Source organism: Georgenia sp. Z2081, from assembly GCF_055326445.1.
In genome coordinates this window covers 88,654-104,356 of the sequence record NZ_JBUZNK010000013.1, presented here as the reverse complement: position 1 = coordinate 104,356, position 15,703 = coordinate 88,654, and the positions used below count along the sequence as shown (strand labels likewise).

Here is a 15,703-nt window from a genome sequence, read left to right as displayed (position 1 = left end):
TAATGCTGGCCTGCTGGAGCCCAACAGCGAGAAGAAGGCGAGCAGGCTCTATATGACGCGTAACGACCGGGCGGAACTGATCCGTCTGCAGCAGGAGAACGCCCAGCTCAAAGCTGATCTCGAGCAGGCCGAGAACACGGTCGAGGTCCTGGGAAAAGCATCCGCGCTCTTGGAGTCCCTGGCCAAGAGCGCGGCACCGGGGAACGTGGACAGCGCCCAGCCACCGAGCCAGGAGCCCAAGCAGGAGGAGACGGATTCGCAGCAGCGGTACAACGCATAAGAACCGATCTGGTCGCCGAGCTGCGCAAGATCAAGGTGAAGATCAACCGGGCCTGCTATCTCGCGGGATACCCCAGGGCGTCGTACTACCGGCACCACATCAGCCCGCCGCGGCCGATGCGGGCACGCATCCCGCAGCGTGACCGGCCCCAGCCCGCAGCGCTCAGCGAGGACGAACGCGACCAGGTGCGAGAGGTCCTGGGCAGCCAGGAGTACGCGGACCTGTCGGTCTCCCAGGTGTTCTACCGCCACCTCGATACCGGCCGCTACATCGCCTCACGTTCGTCGTGGTACCGGATCGCGCGGGATCATGCTCTGGTCGGGGACCGGCGCCGGGTCGCCCGGGCCAACCCGAAGACGATCCCTGAGCTGAGCGCGAGCGCGGTCGGTCAGGTCTGGTCCTGGGACATCACCAAGCTCAAAGGACCCCGCCGGGGGCAGTGGTGGAACCTCTACGTCATCGTCGACATCTACTCCCGGTACGTCACCGGCTGGTCGATCCACCCCGTCGAGAGCGGGGACCTGGCACGAGACCTCATCCAGAAGGCCTGCCAGGACAACGGCGGCCCGCCGGACTTCCTTCACTCCGACAACGGTCACCCGATGGTCTCCACGCCGGTGTCCGGCCTGGCCCGTCTGCTCGGGGTCGATCTGTCGTTCTCCCGCCCGAAGGTCTCCAACGACAACCCCTACTCCGAGGCCTTGTTCAAGACCGTGAAGTACGACCTCGCCTTTCCCATCGAGTTCGACTCGATCGAGACCGCGACCCGGTACTGCGAGCAGTTCTTCACCGCTTACAACACCACCCACCGTCATTCCGGGATCGGATTCCACACCCCGTTCGATGTCCACCACGCGCGCACCACCCGCATCGATCAGATCAGGCAGCACGCCCTGGACACCGCCTACCGCACGCACCCCGAACGATTCACCCACCGACCCCGACCACCACGCCTACCCCCACACGCACACATCAACGGAAAACCCACCACCACCCTGTCTCACACAGGTTGACAACTACCGGCTGAGGTCAGTCTCGGACGGGAACAGTCGAGCTGGGCGAAAGCGGCCACGCCGACCGATGCGATGAGGCGGGACAACTACCGGTGGGAGGGGCCACGTGGGCAGTCGCGCGGCTCAGCCCGTCCGACGGACCGAGCCCTCCGCCCCAGCGCGTGCTGATGCGCGTTGCCGCTTCGGCGGCATGAGCTCGGCGACCGGTTCCAGCCTGAGCGTTGCCCACTCCGGCAGCTTCTCCCGGATGCGTCGCACGACGGTGGCTGGGTCACCTGCGGCGGACGCGTTGAGGTGGATGATCGTGTGGCCGGCGCGCTCGAGCTCGTGGTCGCGTTGCCGTTCGCGGACCAGAGCGTCGGAGGTCCGATCCGGGTCGTCGCCGTACTTCTCCCGTCCATCGAACTCGATGAGGAACCAGATCGGGCTGCCGTCGGCCTTGCTACCGATGCGTATCGCGAGATCGATGAACCAGCGGTGACCACCGGCGTGGACCTCCTGCTGGGCGACAACCTCCCGCGCGCCCCAGGTGAGGAGGATCCAGCGCACGTGGGTCTCCCATGGGGACTCCGCCCACGGTGACGACCAGCGCAGCACGTCGAGGGCTCGACGTACCCCGCGCGCACCGACGAACTCGGTGCGAAGCCGAGTGACCAGCTCGTTCCTGGCCTCGGCCGCCGCCAGCTCCACACGGTCACGGTCCCGTGCGTCCGCGTGGGTGAGGCGCGAGAGTAGGTGGTCAGCGACGACGAGGGCGTCGTGCGGCCGGAGCAGTCGAGCGCAGTCGAGCACCGTTCGTTCCGGGTCGGTCGCGTGGATGCCGGCAACGACGTCGATGTCGTCGACAGGGACGGCGAAGCTGAAGCGGCGGATGTCCTGGGCCGTCGAGGTCCCGCTCCTCAGTGATGGCGACCCGACCTGGACCTGCTCGGGAACCTGCCAGACATACAGTCCGTGCAGCAGCGCCGCGGACTCGAGGACGAGGTGGTGGGGCGCGGTCATGCGTCGCGCGACTGCTCCGGCACGAGCGAGGTGCCGTGCGCGATCGGCCGCAGCCCGACTGCTCGAGGGCGGCAATAAGGCGACCGCGCCGCGTCGGAGGCGCTCCAACGACGCCCCCTCCGTACGAGCCCGAGGGGTCAGAGCCTGGGACAGGGCTCTGACCTCGCCCAGTGCGATGGGTGGGACGTATGCGGCTCTGCTCTCGGCGGCGTTTGACACAGGGCGACCCTGGCGCAGGTATCGGCACGGCGGCCGGATCGCGGAGGGCGGCTGTGGACAGGAGCGCCACGCACGACCGTGTGGATACCGCGCGAGGGAGGGCTGCAGCGGCGGCCGGGGAACGCCCCGTGCGGGACCCTTGTCGAGCTGGACCGTTGCCCGTCGAGCGGGACTGCGCTGAGGTCAGTCTCGGTCCGGAACAGTCGAGCTCGGCGTGGTCAGGCCCGGCCCTCCGCCACAATGGATCCCATGCCAGCCGCGCGCCGTCCCTCGGAGAGCCACGCCCGACGCCCGCGCGTGACCGTCGCGTCCCGCATCTGGGACCCCGAGCCGGCGGCCGCGTCGTTCCGCCTGGCCGCCCTCGCCCGTGGCCTGCGCGACGCCGGCGCCGCCACCCGCGTCCTCACCGCCACCCCGCCGGCGGGCGCCACGATCGATGACCACCCCGGCACCCGCGTCTCCCGCGCCCCGGTCCTGCGCGACGCCGACGGCTACCTCCGTGGCTACGTGCCATACATGTCCTTCGACGTCCCGCTCGCTGCCCGCCTCCTCGCGGACCCCGCACCGGACGTCTACGTCGTCGAGCCGCCGCCCACTACCGGGCTCGTGGTCCGGGCGGTCGCCGCGCTACGCAGGAGGCCGTACGTGGCCTATGTCCCCGACATCTGGTCCGACGCCGCCACCTCCACCGGAGCCCCAGGCGCGGTCGTCGAGGTGCTGCGGTGCGCGGAGTCGGCCGTATTGGCCGGCGCGGCGGCGACCATCGCGGTGTCCGACGACGTCGCCGCCCGGGCGGAGGAGCTGGGCGCCCGCGGCGTCGTCGTCGTGCGCGGGGGAGCGGACACGGAGACGTTCACGCCGACCGGACCGATGCCCGACGACGCCGATCCCCGCCCCTACCTGCTCTACGCGGGCACCGCCTCGGAGTGGCAGGGCGCGGACGTGTTCCTGCGCGCGCTGCCACGGGTCCTTGAGCAGGTGCCGGACGCGCGCGTGGTGCTGCTCGGCCAGGGCAGCGCGTGGCCGGAGCTCGAGCGGCTGGCCGCCCGGCTTCCGCGCGGGGCGGTCGAGCTGCGCGGACTGGTAGGGCAGGCGGAGGCCGCGCGGTGGCAGCGGGGCGCGACGGCGGCACTTGTGTCCATCCGGCCCGGCATCGGCTACGACCTCGCCTACCCGACGAAGGCCTACGCGGCGTGGGCGTCCGGTGTCCCGGTCGTCTACGCAGGCCCGGGGCCGGCCCGGGCGGACATCGCCGGGAGCCGGCTGGGCTGGGCGGTCGAGCACGACGCCGACGACGTCGCACGGGCGATGGTCGCCGCCCTGACCGGCGAACGGGAGCCGCGGGACGCCGAACGGCTGGCCGGCTGGGTCGCCGAGAACGCATCGGCGGCTGCGGCGGGGCGGGCGGCGGCCGACGTCGTGCTCGGAGCGATCCACTCGTAGGTGCGCTGCCGTCCCTGTGCGCCGGTCAGTCGGGCAGGTCGCCGCCGTTGATGTACATCGCCTCGGTCTGGCCACCGTCGCAGGCCGGTGCCGAGTCGCCGAACAGGGCGGGGACCGCGCCGATCTGGCCCTTGTCCACCGCGTACTCGGTGCCGAGTACAGCGATGGAGCCGTCGTCCAGGCGAACAGCGAGGTTCCCCTCGTCATCGCTCACGGGTTCAGCTCCTTCAGCGAGGACCGCCAGGCGCGTGAGATCGGTGCTGCCGGTGCTGACGACGACGAGGCACCCGTCCTCGACCTCGAGCGTGCCGTAGAACATGTCGTCGGTCCCCGTGAGGGCCAGGGTCACGGTCTCCGGCAGCGTCGCGATCGAGAACTGGTCGGTCTCGCCCCAGACGTCGCCGGCGTCGGACCGGAAGCGGTCGTCCTCTCTCTGGAGGACGAGGTCGTCCCCGCCGCCGGACGCACCGACCTCGACGACGATCGAGTCGAGGACCTCGGCCTCGTCGACGCTCGCGGCCCCGAGCAGCGACTCGTCGAGGTCGAGAGCCCCGGACGTCAGGAGCTCCTCGATCGCGTCGGCCGCCTCCTGGGTCGAGACCTCGACGCTGATCTCGCCCGAGACCGGGTCCGCCACTGTCGATATACCGATCCCGGGGGCGAGGTGCTCGGACAGCGCCATGTGCACGGCGACGGTGACCGACTCGGCGGCCTCGGCGTCGTACGCAGCCGCGCCGTGGGCGAACATCCCTGGCTCGGCGGCGAGCTCCTCGACGACGTCGTCGGGGATGTCCCCGGTGAAGTACAGGTGGGCGGTGGCGTCGTCCCGGAGCTCGGAGACGGCGAAGGTGTCCGCGTGGCGGGCGGCGATCGAGGTGATCACGGGTGCGGCACGCTCCTGCATCGCGATCCGGTCGTCGAGCTCACCGGGCTCGATCTCGCCGCGCGCGATCTGAGCCTGGATGTCCTCCCAGGCGGCGTCGGAGATGCCGTCGGGCCGGTCGGGCACGGCGGCGGCCGAGCTCGTCAGCACCGCGGTGGCGGCTCCGACCGCAAGCACGGTCGCAGCAAGTGTCTGTCCGGTTCGCCTCATCGCGCGTGCCAGCCCCTCAAGCCGGGAATCGTCGTGACGGCCACTGTACGGAACCCGCGCAGGGAGCACAGCGACCGGGGCCGACCTGAGAGCGAACCGTGACGAGCTCGTGCGCGCGTGCCTATCGCTCCCGGGCCCGCGCCTCACGCTCACGGTCCCGCCGGTCCTTCCACCGCCGCATCCGCCGCTCGATCGGCTTCTCGACCCAGGCGTGCAGCGCCCACGCGCCGGCGATCGCGGGCACGAGCACGGCCGCGTACACACCGAGGTTCGCCCACCCCATCGGCTGCAGCCCGAACCATCCGCGGCACGCGTAGATCAGCGTCGCGTGCAGGAGGTAGAAGGCGAAGCTCCACTCGCCGAGCCGCACGAGCCAGCCGGCGGGCGCACCGCGCCCCGACCCGTCCGCGCGACCGCGCAGCTCCCGCACCGCGAAGGCGAGGATGACGATCCCGCACGCCGCGGGGATCATCACCGGCGACAACGGACCGAGGCGCAGCGCCTCCCACACGCCCGGCGTGCGCAGCGGGCCGAGGAACACCCCCGCGCAGACCACGAGCAGCAGCCCGAGCGCCACCGGCACCGGGAGCCGCGGCCGCCAGCCGAGCCGCACGGCGTGCGCGAGCGCCATCCCGAGGCAGAACTCCCACAGCCGCAGCACCGGACGCGGCAGATGGGTGAGCGCGTCGATCTCGGAGCGCGCGATGTACAGCACGGCGGCGGTCACCGGGATCACGAGCAGCACCGCCAGGGCCGCACGGCGCCCGGTCCGGCCGAGCAGGCGGTCGAGCCACGGGTGCGTGGCGTAGAAGAACGCCTCGAGCGACAGCGTCCACGACGCCGGGTTGCCCGAGAACACCACCTCGTTGTTCGCCGACCAGCCGTGCAGCAGCACCACCGAGAGCAGCAGCACCGCCGACAGGGGCCGGACCCAGCTCTCCTCGACGTCCGCGGGTGGCCCGACGAACACCGGCACCGCGAGCAGGAGCGCCACCATGTGCGCCGGCCAGATCCGGGCGAACCTGCGCCAGTAGAAGGTCGAGACGCGGGTGCCGGGGCGCGCCGACCACGTGAGCACGAAGCCCGACAGCACGAAGAAGAACGCCACGCCCTGGGCGCCGAGGCTGAGCGGACCGGCGATCGGGAGCGGCGCGAAATTCGTCATGTGGTGCGCGAACACGGCCAGCGCGGCCCACCAGCGCAGCGCGGTGAGCGAGTCGAGGCGGGGGAGCGTGCCGGGTACGCCGGGCTCGGTCCACCGCCCGCGTGGTGCCCCGCTCCGTCGAGCAGTGGGCACCGCGCCGGACCCCGGGCCCTCGCCGGGCATCGTGCCATCGCCGCCCGCCCCGCGGCGGTCACTCACCCCCGTGACCCCGCGTCTCCCGCCGGCGGCTCGCGCCGGACCAGCCGCTCGGCCGCCGCGACGCCGTGCACGGCGGCGGGGACGACCCCGCGCCTCAGCCACGACCAGGCCGTCCGCACGGCGGGCAGGTCGACGGCGACGGCCACGCCCGCCTGGCCGGCCAGCGCCTCCGCCGTGGCGTCGGACCGGGCGGCGCGCCACACGGTACGGGTGTCGTCCAGCGGGCTGAGCGTCGCGAGCAGCCGACCGGGCACCGAGCGTCTGGCGGCCGCATCGATCGCCCGGTACCTCCCGGAGCGCGCGATCGCCGCGAGCGGCGATCGGTCCTCGGCGATGACGTGCACGACGGCGACACCCGCCACCGGCGTGCGTGGCGCCGTGCGGCACACGAGCGTGACGTGTGCCGGCGACTCCGGGCTCCCCAGTCGGTCGGCAAGGTCGCCGGTGCCGGCGGAACGAGCCAGCACATCGTCGGCCGGATCCTCGGAGCCCACGACGAGGACGAACCGCCGCGGTCCCGCGGCGCCGGTATCGCCGACGCCGCCATCGTCGGCGCCCGGCGCCGCAGCCGAGACCACGGCCCCGGTGTCATCGGGCAGCTCGTGCGCAGCCACCTCCGGCACGGGCATGCCGAGCTCGGCCGCGCGTCGCGCGACGAACTCACCGAGCTCTGTCACGCGCGGCGCGAGCTGCTCCTCGCGCGCGTACCGCCGCGCCCACTCCCGCGTCGCCGCCACGGAGGCCGGGGTCGCGGCGCGCGCGAGCGCAGCGCCCGCCACGAGGGCGTCCGCGACGTCGTCGGCGGACATCGATTCCGTCAGCACCCACGCCGGATGTCCCTCGAGCACGGAGGATGCCGCCGACTCCGGTCCGTGCACGGACACGACCGGCAGGCCGGTGGCCGCGTACTCGAAGACTTTCCCGCTGGTGACGTACCGACCCGGGATGAGCGGGAGCGCGAGCACGTCGAAGCCCGCGTAGACCTGCGCGACCTCGGCGCGCGGCACGGGCCCGCCGTGCTCGACCCCGTCCCCGGCGAACTCGGCGAGCATCGCCAGGGTCCGTTCGTCCGGGGCGCCCTGGTGGCCGACGTGCCCGCGCAGCACGAGCCGGGCCCGCGCCACGTCCTCGTCCTTCGCCCGCGCCGCCCGCCACCCCTCGAGGAGCTCGCGCACGGGCACCGACCCGTAGAGCGTCCCGAGGTAGCCGAACGTCAGGGGTGCGTCGTCGTCGGGGGCGGAGGTCACGCGCAGCGCGTCGATCTCCTCGCCGAGGTCGCCGTCGTACCCGTTCGCGACGACGTGCGTGCGGTCGGCGACCTCCGGCACCGCGTCGTCGTACCAGTGACGGATCGGGGCGTTGACGAACCACGCCTCCTCCGCGCCCAGGAGGAGGTCGCGCTCGGTGCGCCAGGCCCGCGACCGCTCCCCGGACACGCGCCGGCCGGTCGTGACGTCGAGGGCCCAGCCGTCGCGGTAGTCGAGCACGTAGGGCACGTCGAACCGGCGCGCGAGGTGGTCACCCGGCACGAAGTCGACGTGGGGATTGGACGTGCCGAGCACGAGGTCGACCGGGTGGCGTTCGTGCACCTGCTCGGCGGCGGCGCGCAGGTTGCCCGCCCAGCCACCGTAGACGCGCTCGGGGAAGCCGGCCTCCGAGGCCCGCATGAACGCGGAGAACCACGCCGGCTCCGAGGCCACCCGTCCCCGCGAGTACCTGGCGAGGTCGGTCTCGATGTGGGCCAGCTCCTGGCGCACGCGCAGCACGCGGATCGCCGGGTGCACGCGGTCCTCCAGCGAGGTGTCCGCCCCGAACAGCTCGGTGAACAGCTCGCGCGGCGCGGTGAGGACGGTGACGTCCCATCCGGCGTCGGCGAACGCGTTGGCGGTGGCCAGCGCCCGGTAGACGCCGGACCCCCGGCAGGGCGGGAAGCCCCAGGCGACGTAGAGCAGGTGTGGACGCACCCGGCAAGGATAGGGACGACGACGCCGGACCGTGGTGGAGGGCACCGGGGGGTCCTCGGCCGGTGCGAGGCGCCGCGTGGCACGATGAACGGCACGCGCCGGCCGGTGCGACCCGCGGCCGCCCACGGCGCCCGGACGACGAGCAGCAGGAGCACGGGTGAAGGATCTACTGAGGACGACGCGGACGCTGCTGCCGATGCTTCCGTCCGGCGCCCGGCGCTACCTGCTCATGTACTCGGTCGTCACGGCCCTGCTCGCGCTCCTCGACGTCGTCGCGCTCGGCATCCTCGCCCTCGTGATGGCGCCGATGGTCTCCGGCCAGCCGGTGAGCCTGCCGCTCATCGGCGAGATCAGCACCGACGACTACATCTGGGTGCTCCTCGCGGTATGCCTGCTCATCTCGGCCAAGTCCATCGCCTCCCTGGCCATGCGCTGGGTCGCCACCCGCAAGTTCGCCGAGTACGAGATGGAGATCGGCGACCGGCTCTTCCGTGCCTACCTCCACTCGCCCTGGACGGACCGGCTCTCCCGCAACTCCGCCGAGCTCGTGCGCATGGCCGACGTCGGGATCGCCAACACGACCTCCGGCCTGCTCCTGCCGGTGGCCAGCCTGCCCACCGAGCTCGCCACCACGGCGGCCGTGCTGCTCGTTCTCGTCGTCGCCGAACCGATGATCGCGGCGATCACGGTCGTCTACCTCGGGGCGCTCGCCGCGCTGCTCTACCTCGTGGTCAACCCGAAGGCCCTCGTAGCGGGGCGGGTCAACCGTGACTACTCGCTGAAGACTGCCCGCCTGATGACCGAGATGGTGGCCACGCTCAAGGAGATCGTCCTGCGGGACAAGACCTCCGAGGTCGCCGACGTCGTGTGGGACAACCGGAAGCACGCCGTACGCGCGCGGTCCAACAGCCAGTTCCTCGGCCAGGCGCCGAAGTACGTCCTCGAGGTCGCCCTCGTCGGCGGGTTCGTGCTCGTCGGCGGCGTGGGCTACTGGCAGGGCGGCGCGACCGAGGCGTTCGCGGCCGTGGCGATGTTCGGTGTCGCCGGGTTCCGGATGATCCCCGCGATCACGCGCATGCAGGCGATCCTCACCCAGACCTCGACGACGCTCCCGCACGCGAAGCGGGTCATCTACGACATCCGGGCCTCGGAGAAGTTCATCCGCGACGCCGAGACGGTGGGCCGCGAGCCGATCGTCGGGGAGCCGCGCCAGCTGGTGCTCGACGGCGTCGGCTTCACCTACCCGACCTCGCAGGCGCCGGCGGTCCACGACATCGACCTGACGATCCGCATGGGCACGCACGTGGCGCTCGCAGGCTCGTCCGGCGCGGGCAAGTCCACGCTCGTCGACATCCTGCTCGGGCTGCTCGTCCCGCAGGAGGGAACGATGCTCATCGGCGACCAGGATCTCGACGACGTGCTCGCGGACTGGCGCTCCCGCGTGGGCTACGTCCCCCAGGACGTCTCCCTGTTCAACGGGTCGATCGCGCAGAACGTCGCGCTGGCCTGGGGCTCGACGATCGACGAGGATCGCGTGCGCGAGTGCCTGCGTCGCGCCCAGCTGCTCGACGCCGTCGAGGAGCGCGGCGGCCTCGACACGCTGGTCGGCGAGCGCGGGCTCGCCTTCTCCGGGGGCCAGCGCCAGCGCCTGGGCATCGCCCGCGCCCTCTACACCGACCCGCTCGTGCTCGTCATGGACGAGGCCACCTCCGCGCTCGACACCGCCACGGAGGAGGCCGTCACCCACGCCCTGCGCGAGCTGCACGGCGAGGTCACGGTCGTCACCGTCGCCCACCGGCTGTCGACCATCCGGCACGCCGATGAGGTCTGCTTCATGACCGGGGGCACGATCGCCGCGCGCGGCACGTTCGAGGAGGTCGTCGCCGCGCACCCCGAGTTCGCGCACCAGGCCAACCTCGCGGGCCTGGCGTAGTCGGGCGCGGCGCGACCGGGCTGCGCCGGATGGAACAATCGCGCCCATGACCCAGCCGACGCGGATGCTCATCATCTCGTTCTCGAAGATCGCGACCGACCCCCGCGTCCTCAAACAGGTCAGCTACTTCGCGGACCGATACGAGGTGACGACGTGCGGGTTCGGGCCGGCGCCCGAGGGCGTGGCCGAGCACATCGAGTTACCGCTCACCCACACGAACAAGCTCGACGGCCGCCTCATCACCTCGCGCATCTACCGGCTCGCGCTGTGGGCGCAGCGCGGTATGCGCAAGGCGCGCGAGCTGCTCAAGGGCAGGGAGTTCGACATCGCCCTCGCCAACGACTTCGAGGCCGTTCCGGTCGCGCTCGGCACGCGCCCGCGGTTCGGGGTCCACGCCGACATGCACGAGTACTTCCCGCGCTGGCGCGAGGAGCAGGAGGCCTGGCGCCGCCGGATCGGGCCGTACTACCTCTCGCTCTGCAAGCGGTACCTGCCCCGGTGCCGTTCGCTCTCTACCGTCTCCGGCGGTCTCGCGCGGGAGTACCAGCGGATCACCGGGATGGACGTCGAGGTGGTGACGAACGCGACGCCCTACTACGACCTGGAGCCCGGGACCGTCGGTGAGCGGATCCGCCTGGTGCACTCGGGAGTCTCGCTGCGGCGCAGGCACCTCGAACTGACGATCGAGGCAGCGGGTCGGGCCTCCGACGTCGTCGAGCTCGACATGTACCTCATGAAGTCCGACCCCACGCACCTGGCCGAGCTAGAGGAGCTCGCGGCCGCCACGAGCAACGTCCGCATCCTCGATCCGGTCCCGTACGCGGAGCTCGTCGAGACTCTCAACCGCTACGACGCCGGTATCTTTGTCGTGCCTCCCGTGACGTTCAACCTCGAGTGGACGTTGCCGAACAAGTTCTTCGACTTCGTGCAGGCGCGGCTCGGCATCGTCACCGGCCCGAGCCCGGAGATGGCGGAGCTCACCCGGACGCACGGCCTCGGCGTCGTCACCGGCGGGTTCGCGGTCGACGACATCGAGGCGACGCTCGCCGGGCTCGACCGGGACGAGGTCGCGCGATTCAAGGCCGCGAGCCACGCCGTGGCGCAGGACCTCGCCGCGGAGGCCGAGGTCGAGAAGTGGGGTGCCGCGATCGAGAAGCTGCTGGCAGGCTAGACGTCGGCCAGGGCGATGCCGATCGCTTGGGCCGCGTCGTTCTGCCGGCGGTCGCGTGAGAGCAGACGCACCTCGTCCGGCGTTGACTCGCGGAACTGCGCACATGCGGCCAAGTGGATCGCATCCAGGGAACGCACCGGTGTGCTGAGGACATACCGCTGCGCGAGGGCGAGCGTGGCGCCATCCAGGGCGACGACACCGACGGGTCCGATGTCGGATGTGTCGGCGGCATATCGATCCATCAGGGTGGCTGCCGTGGATGCGTCGATCGTGCCTTGCCGAGTCGCCCGTGCGAACGCGCTCGCGATCTCGACGTCCGTCAGCTCGCTGGTGATCACCGGGTCCTCGTGCTCATACACGACCTGTGTCAGTCGGGCGGAGTCGGACTGGTCGCCCAGATAGACCCGGGCGAGCGCGCTGGTGTCGATGTAGATGATCACCGCTCGTCGCGTTCCGCGGACACGAGATCCGACGCGTACCCGGGAGGCGTGGAGACCTCCAGTTGGGGGTGCGGTGCGGGTCGTGCGGCGCGGGACGTCAACCGTCCGGCAGCGATCGCCTCGTCCTTCCACGCCTGTCGGCCGTCGACGGCAGCCCGAAGCAGCCGGGTGACGAATGCGTTGACGGACTCACCGGTCATGGCGGCGTGTGCCTTGACCGCATCGGCCAGCGGCTCGTCGAGCCGGGTGATGATCTGCTTCATGCCATGATGATAGCAGTCTTGGGTTTGATGCTATCGACCGGACCAGGTCTCCGCGACCCCGAGGAACGGCGCCAGCGCGGCCGCTGACGCCCGCCCGTCGTGGTGCGTCCGAGCCCATGACGGGCCGGTCGCCGCGACCTCGGTGAACCGGTCGCGATCCCGCAGGATCTCCTCCATCACCTCCGCGAAGGTCTCCGGGGTGGCGTCGATGACCGGCAGCTCGCCGTCGAGCCGGGACCGGACCCGCTCGTGCACGTGCCCGACGACGAGACGCCCCGCCGCCATCGCCTCCGCTGCGAGCGCGCCGACCGCCCCGAGGAGGATCTGGTCGACCACGATGTCCGCGCCGGCGACGAACTCCGGCATCTGCTCGTGCGGCACCCCCTCGAGCCGCCGGTAGGTGATCCGACCGGCGGCGTCGAGCCGCTCGAGCTCCGGCTCGATGACGGCCGTCCCCTTGAGCGCCGGGTTCGACGGCGCGTGCACCACGATCGGCCGCTGGTGGCCGAGCGCCGGCACCGTGTGCGGGGCGCCGAACCCCTCGACGTCGACGACGACCGGCAGCAGCGTGGCGCCGGGGGCGAGGTCGAGCAGGTCCGGCGTCGAGACGAAGATCGGCAGGTCCTCGACCTCGAGGAGCCGTTGCGCGGCACGGATCCGGTCCAGCGCGTCGTCGTCGACCGTGACCGCCGACCGGTAGGGGCTCGTCGGGTAGAGCTCGGCGTGGCGGACCGGGTCCCGGATCTCGGAGCCGTGGAGGACCACGGCAGGTGCCATGCCGGCCGCCCGGTAGGCGGCGATCTCCGCCCCGTCCGCCACCGCCGTCGTCATCGCGGTGGGGGAGTAACCGGTCTCGAGCAGGACGTGGCTGAAGCGCGCGAGCACCCCGTCGCGCCAGGCCGCCCGTCCCGGGCGCAGCGCGAGCGGCAGCCGGACGTCGGCCGGGTAGGAGAACCGGTCGACTCCGCCGGGCCGCTGCAGCGTCACCGACCGCGCGGCGACGCCCGCGAGGTGCGCCTCGACCGCGCGCGCCCACAGGAAGCCCTGGCCCGCCGTGTTCGTCGGCCCGACGAGCAGGCCGGCCTGGCGCTCCTCCGGGAGGAAGGGGACGAGGTCGCCGGCCGCGCGGAGCTCACGGACGAACAGGCGTCGCTCCACCGCCTCGCGCCGGTCGGTCGGGAGGCGCCGCACGCCGGCGGCCACGACGTCACGCAGGCTGGGGCTCATGCCGACAGTGTGCCGGTCGACCCGGGCCACGGGTGGGAACATGGGCGCCATGACGCATGCCGCCCCCGCGCCGGACCCGCGACCGTCGGTGCTCGTGATCTCGTACTCGACCCTGGTCTCCGACGCCCGGCTGCTGCGGCAGATCCGGCTGCTCGCGCGGACCTACGACGTCACGTCGTGCGGCTACGGCCCGGAGCCGGACGGGGTGGCGGCCCACGTCCGCATCCCCGACGATCTCGTCGCCTGGCACAAGGACCGGGCGCTGCTCATGCAGCGGCGGTTCGCCGCCGTCTACCGACGGAACTCGGTCAATTCCTACCTGCGGGACCAGCTGCCGGCCGGGTTCTTCGACGTCGTCGTCGCCAACGACGCCGACACCGTGCCGCTCGCGCTCGCGCTGCGGCCGAACGCCGGCGTCCACGCCGACCTCCACGAGTACGCGCCGCGCCAGCACGAGGCGTCCCCGCGCTGGAAGCTGTTCGTCGCGCCCTACTACCGGTGGCTGATCCGGACCTTCCTGCCCCTGTGCGACTCCGTCACCACGGTCGGTCGCGGCCTGGCCGAGGAGTACGCGCGGGAGTACGGCGTCGACGCCGGCGTCGTCGTCAACGCCGCCCCCTTCCGGGACGCGAGCCCGACGCCGGTCGGTACCCCGGTGCGCCTCGTCCACTCCGGCGGGGCGACGCGGGTGCGGGCCATCGAGGTGATGATGCGCGCCGTGACGGCCTCGACCTCCGGGGCCACGCTCGACCTCTACCTCATGCCGTCCGATCCCACCTACCTCGCCGAGCTCGCGGCCCTCGCCGAGACCTCGGACCGCGTCACCCTGCACGACGCCGTCCCGGCCGACGGGCTCGTCGAGACCCTCGCGGGCTACGACGTCGGGCTGTTCCTCGTCCCACCGGTGACCTTCAACCTCGAGTGGACGCTGCCGAACAAGTTCTTCGACTTCGTCCAGGCCCGTCTCGGCATCGTCGTGGGGCCGAACCCCGAGATGGCCGCCCTCGTACACGGCCACGGCCTGGGCGCGGTGACCGAGGGGTACACCGAGGCCGACCTCACCGCCCTGCTCGACCGGCTCGACGCGGACGAGGTGGCCCGCTGGAAGGCCGGCTCCGCCGCTGCCGCGCGGGAGCTGGGGGCCGAGAACCAGATGACCGCGTGGTCGGACGCCGTCGCCGCGCTCGTCACGCGCGGACGGCCGTGAGCCGCTCCGGCGGCTGGAAGAGGACCCGCAGGGGCGTGCGCATCGCCGCGTCGTAGACGACGACGGACACGGCGACGCTCACGGCCACCAGCACGGGCGTCAGCCAGGTCGCCAACGCGTCGTTCGGGGGGAGCGGGCCGCCGAGGAGCAACGCCGCCAGCACCACGAGGTTGATGAGTACCGGGTGCACGAGGTAGATCGGCAGCGTTCTCCCGGCGATGTAGCGCGAGACGGTCCGCACCCGGCCGCTGCGCACGGCCAGGACCGAGCCGCCGACCGCCGCGGCCAGCCCGGCGACGGACAGCGGGAACGCCAGCGGCCGGTCGAGGCCGGCGAGGAGGGCGACGGCGGTCAGCCCGGTGAAGGCGGACCCGCCGATCAGCAGCACGGGCCACGGCGGGAGCTCGGAGAGCCGCTTGACGGCAGAGAACGCGTAGCAGCCGAGGAAGTACCAGAACGCGTACCGGGCCACCCGTACGACCGCGTAGGTGGCCAGCGACGGCACCGACTCCTCGATGACCGGCTCCAGGTAGGGGGCCGTGGCGGCGAGCACGAGCGTGAGGCCGAGCACCACGGCCGGCCACCGGCGCAGGAGCTTGGCCGTCACGAAGAACACGACGAGCACGGCGAGGAACCAGTAGGCGGTGCCGGCGAACGGGATCGCCTTGAGCCGGTCGAGCGCGTAGGCCTCGGGCGCGGCGGGCTGGTAGGCGAAGCCGGCGAAGGAGGCGAACGCCAGGCTCCACAGCACGTAGGGCCACAGCAGCACGAGGACCCGGCTGCGGGCGACCACCGGCCAGGGCCGTCGGACGGCGCGGTGCGCGAGGAGGCCTGCGGTGAGGAAGAAGAGCGGCATGCGCATCGGCAGGAGCACGTCGTTCGCCCGGGTCCAGAACACCGAGCCGAAGCCGTCCGGGTTCGGGAGCAGCCGGTCCATGCCCGCGCCCCCGAGGTGGTAGGCGACGACGAGGATGATCGCCGCGGCCTTGGCGGCGTCGACCCAGTGCAGCCGTTCCTGGGTCGGGGCGCCCGTGCGGGGTGTGGTGGGGGAGGGCGGTCGGTCCGGCATCGTCCCCGAGGGTAGA

The 15,703-nt window shown here is 72.3% G+C and carries 13 protein-coding genes and 1 pseudogene; 6 read left to right on the top strand and 8 right to left on the bottom strand.

Translation table 11 applies throughout. The features are described from left to right. A pseudogene (locus ACZLKG_RS15005) lies at positions 1-280 on the top strand (hypothetical protein); the annotation flags it as partial. A gap of 35 nt (positions 281-315) precedes the next feature. Then, a complete protein-coding gene (locus ACZLKG_RS15000) occupies positions 316-1,293 on the top strand; it encodes a transposase (protein ID WP_463649110.1) in 978 nt (325 codons plus the stop codon). Between the two features lie 123 nt (positions 1,294-1,416). Here ACZLKG_RS15000 and ACZLKG_RS14995 read toward each other — a convergent pair whose 3' ends face one another. Beyond that, on the bottom strand, positions 1,417-2,295 hold the full coding sequence (locus ACZLKG_RS14995) for a type IV toxin-antitoxin system AbiEi family antitoxin (RefSeq protein ID WP_463649164.1): 879 nt from the start codon (positions 2,293-2,295) through the stop codon (positions 1,417-1,419). Positions 2,296-2,763: 468 nt separating this feature from the next. Here ACZLKG_RS14995 and ACZLKG_RS14990 point away from each other — a divergent pair, with 468 nt between their 5' ends. Continuing rightward, on the top strand, positions 2,764-3,957 hold the full coding sequence (locus tag ACZLKG_RS14990; RefSeq protein ID WP_463649163.1) for a glycosyltransferase: 1,194 nt from the start codon (positions 2,764-2,766) through the stop codon (positions 3,955-3,957). 25 nt (positions 3,958-3,982) lie between these two features. Here ACZLKG_RS14990 and ACZLKG_RS14985 read toward each other — a convergent pair whose 3' ends face one another. The 3 genes from ACZLKG_RS14985 to ACZLKG_RS14975 form a co-directional block, all read right to left on the bottom strand. Then, a complete protein-coding gene (locus ACZLKG_RS14985; RefSeq protein WP_463649162.1) occupies positions 3,983-5,017 on the bottom strand; it encodes a hypothetical protein in 1,035 nt (344 codons plus the stop codon). Between the two features lie 154 nt (positions 5,018-5,171). After that, the gene (locus tag ACZLKG_RS14980) at positions 5,172-6,413 is read right to left on the bottom strand and encodes an acyltransferase family protein (protein WP_463649161.1); all 1,242 of its coding nucleotides are present in this window, start codon (positions 6,411-6,413) and stop codon (positions 5,172-5,174) included. Next, positions 6,410-8,377 carry a glycosyltransferase gene (locus ACZLKG_RS14975; protein WP_463649160.1) on the bottom strand — a complete coding sequence of 656 codons (1,968 nt, stop codon included), beginning with the start codon at positions 8,375-8,377 and terminating at the stop codon, positions 6,410-6,412. The genes ACZLKG_RS14980 and ACZLKG_RS14975 overlap by 4 nt, the downstream gene beginning before the upstream one ends. 157 nt (positions 8,378-8,534) lie before the next feature. Between ACZLKG_RS14975 and ACZLKG_RS14970 the strand changes: the two genes are divergently transcribed. Further along, a complete protein-coding gene (locus ACZLKG_RS14970; protein ID WP_463649159.1) occupies positions 8,535-10,310 on the top strand; it encodes an ABC transporter ATP-binding protein in 1,776 nt (591 codons plus the stop codon). Between the two features lie 46 nt (positions 10,311-10,356). Beyond that, the gene (locus ACZLKG_RS14965; protein ID WP_463649158.1) at positions 10,357-11,481 is read left to right on the top strand and encodes a glycosyltransferase family protein; all 1,125 of its coding nucleotides are present in this window, start codon (positions 10,357-10,359) and stop codon (positions 11,479-11,481) included. Here the strand turns inward: ACZLKG_RS14965 and ACZLKG_RS14960 are convergent. From ACZLKG_RS14960 to ACZLKG_RS14950, 3 genes are read right to left on the bottom strand one after another with little or no spacing between them, the layout of a single operon-like run. Next, positions 11,478-11,921 (bottom strand): type II toxin-antitoxin system VapC family toxin, encoded by a 444-nt coding sequence (locus ACZLKG_RS14960; protein WP_425709255.1) that lies wholly within the window; start codon positions 11,919-11,921, stop codon positions 11,478-11,480. The two genes, ACZLKG_RS14965 and ACZLKG_RS14960, sit on opposite strands and share 4 nt — an antisense overlap. Continuing rightward, positions 11,918-12,184 (bottom strand): hypothetical protein, encoded by a 267-nt coding sequence (locus tag ACZLKG_RS14955; RefSeq protein WP_425709254.1) that lies wholly within the window; start codon positions 12,182-12,184, stop codon positions 11,918-11,920. Before ACZLKG_RS14955 ends, ACZLKG_RS14960 begins: the two co-directional genes overlap by 4 nt. Positions 12,185-12,214: 30 nt before the next feature. Next, a complete protein-coding gene (locus ACZLKG_RS14950; protein ID WP_463649157.1) occupies positions 12,215-13,411 on the bottom strand; it encodes a hypothetical protein in 1,197 nt (398 codons plus the stop codon). A gap of 49 nt (positions 13,412-13,460) precedes the next feature. Between ACZLKG_RS14950 and ACZLKG_RS14945 the strand changes: the two genes are divergently transcribed. Further along, positions 13,461-14,618 carry a glycosyltransferase family protein gene (locus ACZLKG_RS14945; protein WP_425709252.1) on the top strand — a complete coding sequence of 386 codons (1,158 nt, stop codon included), beginning with the start codon at positions 13,461-13,463 and terminating at the stop codon, positions 14,616-14,618. Here the strand turns inward: ACZLKG_RS14945 and ACZLKG_RS14940 are convergent. Next, entirely contained in the window at positions 14,599-15,687 is a 1,089-nt protein-coding gene (locus tag ACZLKG_RS14940) for an acyltransferase family protein (RefSeq protein ID WP_425709251.1), read from the bottom strand. The two genes, ACZLKG_RS14945 and ACZLKG_RS14940, sit on opposite strands and share 20 nt — an antisense overlap. Between the last annotated feature and the right edge of the window lie 16 nt (positions 15,688-15,703).

What these genes read in the sequence shown, in the direction of transcription:
- ACZLKG_RS14995 (WP_463649164.1), bottom strand. Translation starts at nt 2,295, where the DNA reads ATGACCGCGCCCCACCACCTCGTCCTCGAGTCCGCGGCGCTGCTGCAC.
- ACZLKG_RS14990 (WP_463649163.1), top strand. Translation starts at nt 2,764, where the DNA reads ATGCCAGCCGCGCGCCGTCCCTCGGAGAGCCACGCCCGACGCCCGCGC.
- ACZLKG_RS14965 (WP_463649158.1), top strand. Translation starts at nt 10,357, where the DNA reads ATGACCCAGCCGACGCGGATGCTCATCATCTCGTTCTCGAAGATCGCG.
- ACZLKG_RS14955 (WP_425709254.1), bottom strand. Translation starts at nt 12,184, where the DNA reads ATGAAGCAGATCATCACCCGGCTCGACGAGCCGCTGGCCGATGCGGTC.
- ACZLKG_RS14950 (WP_463649157.1), bottom strand. Translation starts at nt 13,411, where the DNA reads ATGAGCCCCAGCCTGCGTGACGTCGTGGCCGCCGGCGTGCGGCGCCTC.
- ACZLKG_RS14945 (WP_425709252.1), top strand. Translation starts at nt 13,461, where the DNA reads ATGACGCATGCCGCCCCCGCGCCGGACCCGCGACCGTCGGTGCTCGTG.
- ACZLKG_RS14940 (WP_425709251.1), bottom strand. Translation starts at nt 15,687, where the DNA reads ATGCCGGACCGACCGCCCTCCCCCACCACACCCCGCACGGGCGCCCCG.